Source organism: Xenorhabdus griffiniae (assembly GCF_037265215.1).
In the GTDB taxonomy this organism is placed as follows: Bacteria; Pseudomonadota; Gammaproteobacteria; order Enterobacterales; family Enterobacteriaceae; genus Xenorhabdus; species Xenorhabdus griffiniae.
In genome coordinates, this window is record NZ_CP147737.1 from 2,510,078 (window position 1) to 2,525,727 (window position 15,650).

A 15,650-nucleotide genomic window follows, 5' to 3' on the forward strand; every position below is an offset into this window, starting at 1 on the left:
GGAATTATTTAATAAAATAAAAATGATTATTTCATTAATCTATCCACATGCATCAATATTATTTCCACCTATAAAAACCACTTCAAATTATTTATACCCATCTCACTTCAAGACGCGTGTGATTTCTCCCCGCGAAGCGGGGAGAAATCGGGTTTCATATCGTGTTGTAAATTGCAACTTGAAGTTGGATTGGTATATCACAAAAATGACTAAAAGAAATTATTCATTTCAATATAGAAAAGATCAGGTAATTATTTCTTTGCGATACAAACACTATAACAGCAACTTAAAAACCAACAGGTAACCATAAAGAAATAAAACCAGATCATAAGTAATTAAAAAATATAACTCTAACGGATAAAAATATTATAGACTTCACTACAAATGACTATCACTATTGAAACCTGAAAAACTGCGACTATAAAATCATGAACATGGAATAATGGATAAAAATAATGACTATTTTAAAAAATAAAAACAAACTACGCGAAACAGGATAAATGTCGAAGATATACACTAAAATAGACAAAAAATAAAATTTAAACCCTTGGACAAACAATATTAGCTATTTTAAATGAGGGAGAATGCTGAAAGATTGCAAGATTAGTCGTAGTGATACCATGATAGCTTATGCCAACACCTATTAAATAAAATAATAACCTGATGTTAAAAACCATAAAACATCAGATATAACGTAATAAATTATGTTAATGCCAAAACATAAATAAATTAAGGTTAGGCAAACACTGAAATCTACTCATTTGTATCATGAATGACAAATAACTTGTAAACGGAATGCATTCGTATAATTGACTATGAGAACACTTGAAGGTTCGTTGAATTCGAACTTATATCACCTTCATCCCGCTCAAGAGGATGTGTTTTATGAGCAAACTTTTCACGAAAACAGCCCATTACATAACCTGGGTTGGTATACCTTAATGGAAGATGAAGTTGATATAATCATCCTGCAACAAGCCTGGCGATTACTATATCAACATATTGATACGCTGAGGTTACGCATATCCATTAATTCAGATAATGAAGCAACCCAATATGTTCAGAATCAGAATGAGATTGAGTTAGTCATATTCCATGATTTTACAATGCAACCTGATCCTGAAAAAAAAGCAAAACTTTGGATGCAGCAACAGATAGATATTCCCATTAACTTTCCAAATGAGCCATTATACCTGGCTGCATTGCTTCGTATTACCAACGAGAAATATTACTTCTTCACTAAGTTCCATCATATTATGATGGATGGGGTTGGTTTATTTCGGTTACATGAATATGCTCATAAGTTATATGCATGTCTGAAAAATAAAACTTCAACCACCTGGTTAACAGAAATTCCACAATATTTAGATACGATAGAAAAAGCAAAAGAATATCTGATTTCCTCCTGTTACGAAAAAGACAAAAAATACTGGTGCGATTTTTTAACAAAAAACGATATACATCAATTAACCCCTTGTTATCAAAATAGGGGTTCTCGTAACGATACGTTGGCATTACCGTTTTCAATTAAAGCTGATTTGCTTGCCTTTTGCGAAAAAAATAAAACGAACTTTCTTGCTGTCTTTTCGAGCTTAATCATCATGATGATGTCAGAACTGACAGGGCAACAGGAATTAACATTTAATACCATTACTCATGGCAGAAGGACAAAATCAGAGAAATATGTCGTAGGGATGCAAACCAATATTTATCCGGTACATTGCCATGTTTCTCACACAATCCGTGTTACCGAACAGATTAAGCTAATCGAATTAGCGCTAAAAGAGAGCTATCACCACAGCCAATTTCCTCGCTCTCACTTAATTCGCATGGCTAATAACCAGGGCATTGCTTTACCGAATATATTTATCTTCTATGAAAGGCTTTCAGCATCAGCATCTGAAATCAACCAAGCTCAGCATTATATTGTAGATGGCGGGTTTAACACTGACCCTCTCGTTTTTCGCTTGCAAGACTTTGGATATGATCAGGAGCTAACAATAGCGATAGATTATTTACAGGAATATTTTAGTGAGCAAGATGTAAAACAACTACTTGTACGATTGCAGAATTTATTGATTGCTTTGCTTAACACGCCTTCTTTATTCGTCCATGAATTACCTATTTTATTAGAACAGGAGCGTCATACCCTGCTGCACAGTTGGAACCAAACTGATGCATCTTACCCACAGGATAAAATCCTACAGCAACTGTTTGAGGCACAGGCAGCAAGAACACCGAATAACGTGGCGCTGGTGTTTGAAGAGAGAACCCTGACCTACCGCCAGCTCAACGAACAGGCAAACCAGCTCGCCGTTGTCATTCAGCGGCAATGCAATACACCGATGCAAGCAGATACCCCCATCGCTCTCTACCTCGATCGCAGTCTGGAGATGGTAGTCAGTATTCTGGCGGTCTTGAAAGCCGGCGGCGCTTATGTACCGATCTCCCCTGAATATCCACCGGAGCGAGTTCAGTTTATTCTGGAAGACACCGGAAGCCCATGTATACTCACCCAACAACGCTATCTGACAACACTAGAGCAGCATACTTACACTTTGCCAATTCAGCCGACGCTGATAGCCGCAGATGACCGTACAGTCACCCAAGGCCAGTCAGTAGAAAATTTAGTGCCAGTGAACAAAAGTTCTGATTTGGCCTACATTATCTACACCTCCGGGACGACCGGACAGCCGAAAGGCGTTGAGTTGACCCACCGAAACGTCATCAATCACTTATGTTGGATGCAATCCCAATACCCATTAAGTGCCTCGGATAAAGTCCTGCAACAAATCCCTTATACCTTTGACGCTTCAGTCTGGGAGTTAATTGCAGCTAACTGTTTTGGTGGCACTATCGTACTGCCCTCACCGGATACCCATAAACAGCCGGAGGACTTATATCAACTGATAGAGAAAACTGGCGTAACGGTGGTGCAATTCGTCCCGTCCATGTTAGGCGCTTTCTGCCAGACAGTACGGGACTTAGGACAGCAGTTACCCCGCACTATCCGTTACGTTCTGTGTGGCGGGGAAACGCTGACGATGTCCCATGTCAACGCGTTTAGATTTATAAATAGTCATTCAAGCACTTTAATTAACCTCTATGGCCCCACAGAAACGACAAATGATGTCACTCACTTTGAGGTAACCAATGAGATTGGTGGCATTATTCCGATTGGCAAGGCACATAACAACACCCGCCTGTATGTCCTTAACCATCATGGAAAACTGTCTCCCATCGGCGCCCCTGGAGAGTTGTATATCGGCGGTGCTGGGCTGGCGCGGGGATATCGTAATCGTCCAGATCTGACTGCCGAGCATTTTGTGGAAAATCCGTTTGCCACAGATGAAGACAAATCCCGTGGTTATACTCGTTTGTACAAAACCGGTGATCGGGTACGCTGGCTGCCAGACGGTAACTTAGAATATCTGGGACGCCATGATTTTCAGGTCAAAATTCGTGGTTACCGCATTGAACTGGGTGAAATCGAAACCACTTTATCCTCTCATCCGCAAGTGAAACAGGCAGTGGTGATCGACCGAGATCATGCAGGCCATAAAGCACTGGCGGCTTATCTGGTCACAGACGAAGCCTTGACCAATGACACTTTGATAGCGCATCTCTCAACCCACCTGCCGGAGTATATGATACCCGCCAGTTTTACCCGCATTGATGCCATCCCCTTGACTATCAACGGCAAGCTCGACCGCCATGCTTTGCCAGCACCGGTATGGGAAGATCGGGATCGTTATATAGCGCCACGCACTGAGTTGGAAACCCAATTGTGTGTGCTCTGGCAAGATGTCTTAGGATTAGAACGGATCGGTATTGAGGATAATTTCTTCCGTATCGGTGGCGACTCGATTGTCAGCATCCAGTTAGTCTCCAAACTGCGGCAAATCGGTTTCTCCCTGCAAGCCAAATCGATTTTTGAAGCACCAACGGTAGCGCGGTTGGCGCAATTGCTGACACAAACTTCATCCCATGTCTCTGTGGTGGCTGAACAGGGATTATTGCATGGGGAATTTGGTTTATTGCCTATCCAGCAAGATTTCTTCAACCTGAACCTGCCATGCCCGCACCATTGGAATCAGGCATTTATGATCCGGCTGCCAGGCAATATCAGTCACGCAGCTATTGAACAGGCGCTGATCGCACTGACTGAGCGACATGATATGTTACGCGTCCATTTTGTTAAAACTGAACAGGGTTATCGTCAGTGCTACTCCGCAGAAATATCCCCCTGGTTACCCACATTACAGCATTGTGATTTCAATGAATTAAATCATCAACAGCTGACACAATGGCAAAGTGGCTTTAATTATTGTACGGGGCCTTTGTGGCAAGCCGCCCATCTGACCGGATATGCCGATGGCAGCGCCCGCTTATTCTTCGCATTTCATCACCTGATTATTGATGTCGTGTCCTGGCGGATTATTGCGGAAGATATACGCCTGCTGCTACAGGGAACAGCGCTGCCAGCGAAAACCAGCAGTTACCGGCAATGGGTTGCTGCTGTCTATCGCTATGCCATACAGCATCAAGATGAAGTGCCCTACTGGCAGGGCGTCATGGCGGGTGAAAAAATTTACCCGCTGATGGGAGAACTCAACACGCATCAATTGAGCTTATCAACTGAACTGACAAATATTCTGCTACATGAGGCTAATCTAGGTTATCACACGGAAATTAACGACTTGCTGCTTAGTGCTCTCACACTGGCATTGCAGACAACGTTCTCCCATGCGGTCAACTTCATTACTCTTGAGGGGCATGGGCGGGAAGCCATCGACAGTGCTGTGGATATCTCCGAAACTGTGGGCTGGTTTACAACCACCTATCCTGTTCGCCTGGTAACGCAGGACAATATCGCTGAGACGATTATTCACACGAAAGAGATGCTGCGTGCCGTGCCAAACAAAGGTATCGGTTATGGGGCGCTACGTCAGGTTGGATACTTGTCAGGGGATTTACCAGCCATCAGTTTTAACTACCTTGGTCAATTGGGCGGTGAGAACCATCAGTATTGGGCACTGACCAATGAAGAGTGTGGTTCAATGATTGCCAGCGAGAACATAAGCCATTTACTGCTCGATATCAATGGCGCAGTTCAGGCAGGAAAACTGCAATTCAGTGTATTGTCTCGTTTACCGTCAGCCCAAACACACATATTTATCACAGCCTTTGAGCAAGCACTCAATAGTGTCATCGCCGCTGGCCAAAAACAGGCCCAATTGGGTAGTGTGAAAACACCCAGTGATTATGAATTTAAAGCAGTTTCAATCGAACGCTTAAAGCGTTTGCAACAAAACTATCAAATGGAAACTCTGTATCCCGCAACCAGTTTGCAGCAGGGATTTATTTATCATCATCTGGCTCAACCACAAGATGATGCCTATCGTGTGCAATTGTTGCTGGATTATCACACCGCACTCAACCCTGCCGCCTATCAACAAGCCTGGTCTCTGGCTTCACTGCGCTTTCCCATCCTCAGAACAGCATTTGATTGGGAAGGGGAAATTTTGCAGATTGTAACCACGGGTGCCAGTATTAATCTGGCTAACTTCGAGAGCAAAGATATCAGCCACTTACCCGCAGAAGAACGAAACAAGGCGATTGAAACAATCCAACAACATGACCGTACTCTGCCTTTTAATTTACGTCAGCCTGGTTTAATCCGCTTTACCCTAATTAAACGAGTGAACAACGGGTAACGGTACTGATAACCCAACACCACACGATTACTGATGGCTGGAGTGGTCCGATTTTATTACAAACTGTGCACGGGTATTACGACATGCTGGTGCAAGGGCAAATGCCTCAGATCGTAGTGGAGAAAGCTTATCTGGCAACCCAGCAATATTATTTGGGGCATCTGGCCGAATCTGAGCGGTATTGGGCGGAACGTAAAACACATTTCCAGGCAACTAATGATCTGTCAAACCTGTTGAATCGTCATGTTAACTTGACGCAGATAAAAACCATCGAAAAACCGGCTGAACAGGCACTTACTGTGCAGGGGAGCGATTATGCGCAACTTAAGGATATGTGCCGGACACAAGGTATTACCCTGAACGTGGTCTTGCAATTTGCCTGGCATAAATTACTGCACAGTTACACCGGAGATGAGCAGACCATTGTTGGCACCACCGTATCCGGGCGCGATGTACCGGTAGACGATATTGAATCCAGCGTCGGCCTGTATATTAATACCTTACCATTAATGGTGCAGTGGGATAATAACCGCAGTGTTATTAGCGTTTTACAAGCTATACAGAAAGATATCGCTGCGCTCAACAGCCACAGTGCTGTCTCACTTGCCAGTTTGCAATCCGACGGGGAACGGTTATTCCATAGCCTGTTTGTCTTTGAAAACTACCCTATCCCCGTGGCAAGCGAAAATAAGGCCGCTCTTGAAAACACCCTGATATTCCGCCAGGCCATAGAAAAAACCGATTATCCATTATCACTGATGGCCTATGAGCAGAATAACTGTCTTACGGTTAAATTGAGTTATGGTGAAGATTGGCTGACCGACAAACAAGCACAGCGCTTGCTGCATCAGTTTGAACGCATTCTACACGCTGTGGCCGGTGATCCACACCAGCTTCATACCGCCATCTTGTTCCTCAGTGAAGCAGAGCGTTATACCCTGCTGCACACCTGGAACCAGACCGATGCCCCTTACCCGCAAGATAAAACCGTACAGCAACTTTTTGAAGTACAGGCAGAAAGGACGCCGGATAATGTGGCACTGGTATTTGAAGGGGAAACCCTGACCTACCGGCAGTTAAATCAACGGGCCAATCAGTTAGCCCGGGTTATTCGTGAACATTATCAGCAACATAAAAATGCCCCTCTGCCAGCAGACACCCCCATCGCCCTCTACCTCGATCGTAGTCTGGAGATGGTCATCAGTATTCTGGCGGTACTGAAAGCCGGTGGTGCGTATGTCCCGATCTCCCCGGTATACCCGCCGGAGCGGGTGCAGTTTATTCTGCAAGATACCCAAAGCCCGTGTGTCCTTACCCAGCAACGCTATCTGACAACACTGGCGGAATATGCTCAGGCACGGATAGCGGCAGATGACCAAACTATCACCATAAACCAGCCCGTAGAAAATGTGGCATCCGTCAATAAACCTACCGATCTGGCCTATATCATCTACACCTCGGGCACCACGGGGCAGCCTAAAGGCGTCATGATCGAACATAAAAATGTGGCCCATATGGTGGCGGCACAGGCAGTCCTGTTTGATAGCACAAAGCGCAAAAAAGCCCTAATGTTTGCGGCTTATGTCTTTGATGGTTCCGTTTTCGAACTGTTTTCCAGTTTACTGCATGGCCTGACGGTCTATCTGTGCAGCGAAACAGAGCGCAATGCGCCGGCCGTTGCACAACTGATCCAACGCGAAGGTATTGAAATCGCCGCCCTGCCTCCTGCCATACTGAAGTTATTAATCGGCACTGAGTACCCCTCTTTGCAGTTATTGGTGACCGCGGGAGAAGCCCCATCCCTAGATTTTCTTGACTATTTCAGCCATCACAGCGATGTATTCAACTCTTACGGCCCGACCGAAGTGACCGTTTGTGCCAGCGGCAAGCACTACCAATCCGGGGCGATTGCCCGCAATATTGGCCAAGCCATTAATAACGCCCGTCTGTATGTCGTTGACAAACAAGGTAACTTATCTCCTATCGGCGCGACGGGTGAGTTATATATCGGCGGTGCCGGACTGGCACGAGGGTATTTAAACCGGCCTGAACTCACCGCTGAACGTTTTGTTGAGAACCCGTTTGCCTCAGAAGCAGATAAAGCCCGGGGCTATACCCGTTTGTACAAAACCGGTGATTTAGTCCGCTGGCTGCCGAATGGGGAGCTGGAATATCTGGGGCGCAATGATTTTCAGGTTAAAATCCGGGGCTATCGTATCGAATTGGGAGAAATTGAAACGGCCCTTGCCTCGCATCCGCAAGTTAAACAGGCGGTGGTGACTGACCATAAGCATCGAGGCAATCAAGTGCTGGTGGCGTATCTGGTTACGGCGGGTGAGGTATCGGATGATGCCCTAATGACACACCTTTCTCTTCGCCTGCCGGACTATATGCTGCCGGCCAGTTTTACCCGTATTGAATCCATACCCTTAACCCTCAACGGTAAACTGGACCGCCGTGCCCTGCCAGCACCGGTATGGGGTGATCGCGACAGTTATCTCGCGCCCCGTAATGCCTTAGAAACTCAGTTATGCGCTATCTGGCAGGAGGTATTGGGGCTGGAGAGAATTGGGATTGAAGATAACTTCTTCCGTATCGGCGGCAATTCCCTGACCGCGATTAAGCTGACGGCCGCAATTCACCACACCCTTGGGCTTGCGGTTTCATTGACGCAACTCTTTGAACACAAAACCATCGCCAGCCTGGCGAACCAAATGGGACAACCCACCAATACGGTTATCCCTCATCGCAAATTGGCGCACTACCCCTTATCCTTTGCTCAGGAGCGAATGCTGTTTATCGAGCAGTTTGAACAGGGCACCGATGCCTACCATATTCCCTGTCTGGTTCAACTGGATAATGCCGCCTGTCTGCCTGTGTTAGAAACCGCCATTAACCGATTAGCGCAGCGCCATGCCGTGATAAGAACGGTATACCCCCATCATGATGACGGACAGAACTACCAACAAATACTGGACAGGCCGTTGGTTATCCGGTCAGTCGCGCCCTGTGATGATATTGACACGCTTCTGGATACCGTACGCACTGAGATAGCCACGCCATTTGATTTGACCACCGAACCCAGCCTGCGTCTCCGTCACTATACCCTGGCCGATAAACATTACTTCCTGATGTTATGGCACCATATCGCCATTGATGGCTGGGGCATCGACATTTTTATGCGTGAACTGGCCGAGATTTACCCAGCCTTGTTAGCCGGCCGTGACAGCCCGTTGCCTGTTCTGGATATCACCTATGGCGATTATGCCGCCTGGCAGCGGGAATATTTACAGGGCGATGTGCGTGAACGCCAGCTCGCTTACTGGCGACAGACTTTAGCCCATTACGAAACCCTGGCCCTGCCAACAGACTCCCCCAGACCCGCTCAGGTCCGTTATCAGGGACGGGACTTCAATTTCACGCTAGATACCGCCCTTTCTGACCAGCTCAGAATGCTGGCAAAAGAGCAGGAAACCACCCTGTATACCGTGCTGCTCAGTGGCTTTTATGTCACGCTGGCAAAACTATCCGGCCAAAACGATATCGTACTGGGCACACCAACTGATAACCGGCACCACGCCCAAACCCAAGCGCTGATAGGGATGTTTGTCAACTCTCTGGTCTTGCGGGTACAACTTGTGCTGACAGACAGTGTCGCCACCCTGATTCAACAAATTCATCAGTTGCTTGCCGATGCCAAAGCGCATCAGGACATGCCGTTTGAACAACTGCTTGACGCTTTGGCAATTGAGCGTGACCCCGCCCGTCATCCCATTTTTCAGGTGATGTTTGGCTTACACCGTGTTGGGGAGCACCGGCCAGATGAAGCCAGGCTGCCGTTTCAGCCGGTGACATTAGATGAATCCCTATACAGTCCGGCCAAATTTGACCTGAGCCTGTTTCTGTCCGAGGGACAACCCGCTATTACAGGCAACCTGAATTACGCGGTTAGCCTGTTTAACGACACCACCATGGCACGGCTGGCCGCTATCTACCAACGGGTGCTGGCCGCCTTCGTGACAGACCCACAACAATCGCTGGCGGGGATTGCTATCCTGTCGGACTCGGAGCGCCATACCCTACTGCACACCTGGAACCAGACCGATGCGCCTTACCCGCAAGAGAAAACCTTGCAGCAGCTCTTTGAAGTACAGGCAGAAAAGACGCCGGATAATGTGGCACTGGTATTTGAAGGGGAAACCCTGACCTATCAGCAATTAAACCAACGGGCCAATCAGTTAGCCCGGATCATTCGTGAACATTATCAGCAACATAAAAATGCCCCTCTGCCCGCAGATACCCCCATCGCCCTCTATCTCGACCGCAGTCTGGAGATGGTCATCAGTATTCTGGCAGTGCTGAAAGCCGGCGGTGCGTATGTGCCGATTTCCCCGGCCTATCCGCCGGAGCGGGTGCAGTTTATTCTGCAAGACACCCAAAGCCCGTGTGTCCTCACCCAGCAACACTATCTGACAACACTGGCGGAATATGCTCAGGCACGGGCAGCGCCGCCGATACGGATAGCGGCAGATGACCAAACCCTCACCAGAGATCAATCAGTGGAAAATTTGGCATCCGTCAATAAACCTGCCGATCTAGCCTATATCATCTACACCTCAGGCACCACGGGGCAGCCAAAAGGCGTCATGATTGAGCATAAAAATGTGGCCCATCTGGTGGCGGCGCAGGCAGTCCTGTTTGATATCACAAAGCGCAAAAAAGCCTTAATGTTTGCGGCTTATGTCTTTGATGCCTCGGTTTCTGAACTGTTTGTCAGTTTACTGCATGGCCTGACGGTCTATCTGTGCAGTGAAACAGAGCGCAATGCGCCGGCCGTTGCACAATTGATCCAGCGCGAAAGCATTGAATTAGCCACCTTACCCCCAGCCATATTAAAAGTGTTAATTGGCACTGAATTGCCCTCTTTGCAGTTATTGGTGACCGCGGGAGAAGCCCCGTCCTTAGACTTTCTGGACCATTTCAGTCATCACTGCGAGGTACTGAATGCGTACGGCCCGACCGAAGTGACCGTTTGTGCCAGCGGCAAGCACTACCAATCCGGGGAGATTGCCCGCAATATCGGTAAGGCCATCAATAATGTTCGTCTCTATGTTATTGACCAACAAGGTCATCCATCTCCTATTGGCACACCAGGCGAATTGTATATTGGCGGTGCCGGACTGGCACGGGGGTATTTAAACCGGCCTGAACTCACCGCTGAACGTTTTGTTAAGAACCCGTTTGCGTCAGAAGCAGATAAAGTCTGTGGCTATACCCGTTTGTACAAAACCGGCGACTTAGTCCGCTGGCTACCGAACGGGGAGCTGGAATATCTGGGGCGCAATGATTTTCAGGTTAAAATCCGGGGCTATCGTATCGAATTGGGGGAAATCGAAAACGTCCTGACTTCACACCCACAAGTTAAACAGGCGGTGGTGATTGACCATAAGCACAAAGGGGATCAAATACTGGTGGCGTATCTGGTCACCGATGGTGTGCTGCCCGATGATACCTTGGTTCGGTATCTTTCCACCCGCTTGCCAGACTATATGCTGCCCGCCAACTTTACCCGTATTGAATCCGTACCCTTAACCCTCAACGGCAAGCTGGATCGCCACGCCCTGCCAACACCGGTATGGGGTAAAAGTGACAACTATATTGCGCCCCGTAATGCCTTAGAAACTCAGTTATGTGCTATTTGGCAGGAAGTTTTGGGTTTGGAACGGGTAGGTATTGAAGATAACTTCTTCCGCATTGGTGGTAATTCCCTCATAGCGATTAAATTAACTACAGCAATACGTAATGAAATAAACGTTGATATTCCTTTAAATATTCTATTTAGCTACAAATGCATTTCCTTGTTATCCCAATGGTTGGAAGCCGGTAGCGCTACATCTAATTTACTTAATTTCTTAACACCCGAATCAACCGCAAGCAATAAACTGTTTATGATCCATGCAGTTAATTGCGGTAGTGAAGTCTATGAGCCTCTGGCAAATGCTTTATCTGATACGTATAACTGCATCGGTATCGATAATTACAATCTTTCCACAGAGCATAAAATCGATTCATTACAACAGATAGCACAGATCTACATGAAATTAATCTTGACTGAAACTTCCATTGATAAACCTATCCGTATTCTAGGCTGGTCATTAGGAGGACAATTAGCGATAGAGATTGCATTTCAATTGGAACAACTTGGTGCAAAAGAGATTCAGTTGTTTCTATTAGATACCGTCATCAATAATGATGAGATAAGAAAACTTAGAAATAAATTAGATATATCAAATGCATATAACAAGGTTATCAAAAAGTTACAGGAAATGGGAGCAAGCGAAACTTATATCAATAAGGTATTAGAAGCAATACCTTTTGAGTCTAGAATAGCAGACTGTCATTTAAGCGGAAAATTATCACATACAAATATCACTTTATTTAAAGCGGGTAAAATAAACCCACATCATAAAGAAGAAACAGGACTTACTATGAGTCGACTGATAATCAAAATACCAGATAATAATATTTCACAATGGTCAACCCATCCATTAGTCATTAAGTTGATTGATGATTGTTATCACGAGAATATTATTGAGTCTGTTTCCATTATCAGTGCAGAAATAATTAACACATTATCAAATAAGGATGATATCAATATAGAGTAACTGAACAAGGCCAGTATTGCTGGCCTTATTTTTTTACATCTTTATTATTAGAAATATATACCAATCTAACTTCAAGATGCGTTTGATTTCTCCCCGCTACGCGGGGAGATATTAAAACGATTGGTATAAAACCAACTGTGAATATTTTTCCAACCGACATCAGCGGCATCCTTATCACTACCGTGCTTTTTTATAACACTGCTCGATATATGGCTGAAATCGGTTGGACACAGACATGTTTCAAACAAAAAGAAAAATCCGTATAATCCCCCTCCTGCAAAGGATCCGTATAGAAAATCTACAGCCAATTAATCGGCAATGTGAGAAGTCGCAATGAATCAAAAAGATACGAGAAAAGAGACACTTGAATTCAACAAACTCCAGAAACGCCTGCGGAGAAACGTTGGTAATGCCATCATTGATTACAATATGATTGAAGATAACGATGTTGTAATGGCATGTATTAGTGGCGGCAAGGATTCATTCGCGATGTTAGATATTCTGTTGAATCTGCAAAAAGCGGCACCAATAAAATTCAAAGTCGTTGCAGTAAACCTTGATCAGAAACAGCCTGGCTTCCCTGAACACATTTTACCCCAATATTTTGAAAGCCTGGATATTCCATACTACATTGTTGATAAAGATACCTATTCTGTTGTTAAAGAGAAAATTCCTGAAGGCAAAACTACCTGCGGATTGTGTTCAAGACTACGTCGCGGCACCCTCTATTCTTTTGCAGAAAAAATCGGGGCAACAAAAATTGCGCTGGGACATCATCTTGATGACATCGTTGAAACGCTGTTCCTGAATATGTTCCATGGCGCACGTATGAAAGCGATGCCGCCAAAATTACGCTCTGACGATGGCCGTAATGTTGTCATCAGGCCGCTGGCATATTGCAGGGAAACAGACCTGATTGAGTATGCGGAAAGCAAAAAATTCCCAATCATTCCTTGCAACTTATGTGGTTCCCAAGAAAACTTACAGCGACAGGCGATCAAAGCAATGCTAGTAGATTGGGATAAGAAAACACCAGGCCGAGTGGAGAATATTTTTAAGTCTATTCAGAATGTTAGCCCAAGCCAACTGGCAGACAAAACGATTTTCGATTTTGTCAACTTGCCATTGCATCGTGAGGGAGAAAGGGAAGAGTATGCTTTTAACGAAGCAGTGGTATCGTCAACGAATATTAATGAATCACTGTTTATCGATGTGACAAACATTTAAAACTAAGCAGTTTTGGTACAGGTGGCTTAAACTCCGTCAAAAAAATAGCCGATACTAAAACAAGTATCGGCATAATTAATGAGCAATTATTCTGTGTAAAACTCAATATGAGAAAAACTACAATTATGGAGCACAACGTTCAACGCTGTATTCACCTGCGGAAACTATGATGCCTTAATTATGGCAACCAATCATTGATTTATCTCAAATCCTATAGCCATTTGCTTCGCCTTAACCACCACGCAAAAGCCACCATTAATAGTGACAACAAAAGCGTGAACAAACCAAACCCAAACCGATACTCATTACCGGGTATTCCGCCCAAGTTGACACCGAACAATCCAGTCAAAAAGGTGGTTGGCAAGAATACCATCGCCAATAGAGACATCATGTAAGTACGGCGGTTCATGGCATCCGCCATCATGGACGTGATTTCATCAGCAAGAACTGCGGTTCGGGCAATACAACCATCAAGATCATCTATTCCCCTACCCAACCGATCAGCAATCTCCTGCATTAAACGGCGCTCTTCATCATTCATCCAAGGCAATTTTTCACTGGCCAAACGGATAAAAATATCCCGCTGTGGTGCCATATATCGGCGCAGAACGATTAGCTGTTTACGCAGTAATACTAATTCTCCGCGGCCAGGAACTTTCTGCTCCAAAATATCATCTTCAAACTCAATCAAGTTGTCATGTAGCTCTTCAATAAAATCATTGGCTTCATCAGTAATGGCCCCCGCTATTTCTACCAACCAATTCCCTGTACTTTTCGCACCAACACCGTTATGCAAATCAGCCAAGACCTGATCGATGGAATGAATTTTTCGATGCCGGCTGGAGATAATAATTTTGTCATTAATATAGATGCGAAATGAAACCAGATGATCGGGACGCGCATTATCATTACGGTTCACCGATCTCAAGGTAATCAAAGTTCCTTCACCTGTGCGCACGACCTTTGGACGGATATTATCACTCACTAACCCCTCCTTTACTGGGAACGGTAGCAAGGTTGTATTCATAATCCATTGATGGCTAGCCGGATTTTTATAATCAAGATGTTGCCACACTGGTTGCTCTGCGGTTACGAGTGAATTATCCCCAAATGCGGTAACACCTCCCTTGCCATTTAATTGACAGGCATAAATTGCATTTGAACCTTTAAATACCGAGCCATAGATAGCTTCCACATCTGCTCCTTATTTGTACTTAAATTTCGCGCTTACTCTTCATGCTCAATTGTGTTACAGGATATGACTATAGGCGATATCTTCAGGATTAGTGATCGGGTATCCTTTTAACCACGATTTGATCCACCGACCATTGGTATAGTGACTTTCTTCAATACGGTATTTTTTTGATAAATAAATTATAAGATATTGTTAATTAAAAGAAGGATGAATATTTTATTTCTTTTTGTGGGCAAGATCGCACTATTCCTTTACACTGGCGGCATAGTTTACTTTATAGAGAGATTAAATCATGACACAAACAGTCAAGTTTCAAGGTGGTGATATCACCGTTAATGGAGATTTTCCACAAGCAGGTCAGGCAGCAAAAGAATTCACGCTAGTTGCTAAAGATCTCGCTGATGTAACATTGAGCCATTACGCAGGTAAACGTAAAGTGCTTAATATCTTCCCAAGCATTGACACCGGTGTTTGTGCCACATCTGTCCGTAAGTTCAACCAACTTGCCAGCGAATTAGATAATACTGTTGTGCTGTGCATTTCAGCGGATTTGCCTTTCGCGCAGTCTCGTTTCTGTGGTTCTGAAGGTCTGTCTAATGTTGTCACTCTTTCTACACTGCGTGGCGGGAAATTTCAGGAAGATTACGGCGTTGCAATCAGCGAAGGCCCGTTGGGTGGACTGACTGCACGCGCTGTTGTTGTTCTGGATGAAAATAATCAAGTTATTTATAGCCAGTTGGTTGATGAAATCACCAATGAACCTGACTATGACAGCGCGTTAGCCGCATTGAAGTAATTGTTTTTTTAAGGTTTAGTGTTTAAATCTTATTGCCTGGCGACGATAAA

General features: G+C 45.1%; 3 protein-coding genes and 1 pseudogene. 3 read left to right on the forward strand and 1 reads right to left on the reverse strand.

The features are described 5' to 3' along the window. Nucleotides 1-850: 850 nt before the first annotated feature. A pseudogene (locus WDV75_RS10740) lies at nt 851-12,379 on the forward strand (amino acid adenylation domain-containing protein); the annotation flags it as partial. A 336-nt stretch (nt 12,380-12,715) separates the two neighbouring features. Then, nucleotides 12,716-13,609 (forward strand): tRNA 2-thiocytidine(32) synthetase TtcA, encoded by an 894-nt coding sequence (ttcA, locus tag WDV75_RS10745; protein ID WP_189761323.1) that lies wholly within the window; start codon nt 12,716-12,718, stop codon nt 13,607-13,609. Nucleotides 13,610-13,820: 211 nt separating this feature from the next. On the opposite strand, the gene zntB is transcribed toward ttcA, so the two are convergent. After that, nucleotides 13,821-14,804: a zinc transporter ZntB gene (gene zntB / locus WDV75_RS10750; RefSeq protein ID WP_273558168.1), complete on the reverse strand. Its 984-nt coding sequence runs from the start codon at nt 14,802-14,804 to the stop codon at nt 13,821-13,823. Nucleotides 14,805-15,096: 292 nt separating this feature from the next. Between zntB and tpx the strand changes: the two genes are divergently transcribed. Next, on the forward strand, nt 15,097-15,600 hold the full coding sequence (gene tpx, locus WDV75_RS10755) for a thiol peroxidase (protein WP_273558169.1): 504 nt from the start codon (nt 15,097-15,099) through the stop codon (nt 15,598-15,600). The last annotated feature ends 50 nt before the right edge of the window (nt 15,601-15,650 follow it).

Bases quoted from the DNA above. Each gene is read 5' to 3' on its own strand.
- tpx (WP_273558169.1), top strand. From the start codon at position 15,097: ATGACACAAACAGTCAAGTTTCAAGGTGGTGATATCACCGTTAATGGA.
- ttcA (WP_189761323.1), top strand. From the start codon at position 12,716: ATGAATCAAAAAGATACGAGAAAAGAGACACTTGAATTCAACAAACTC.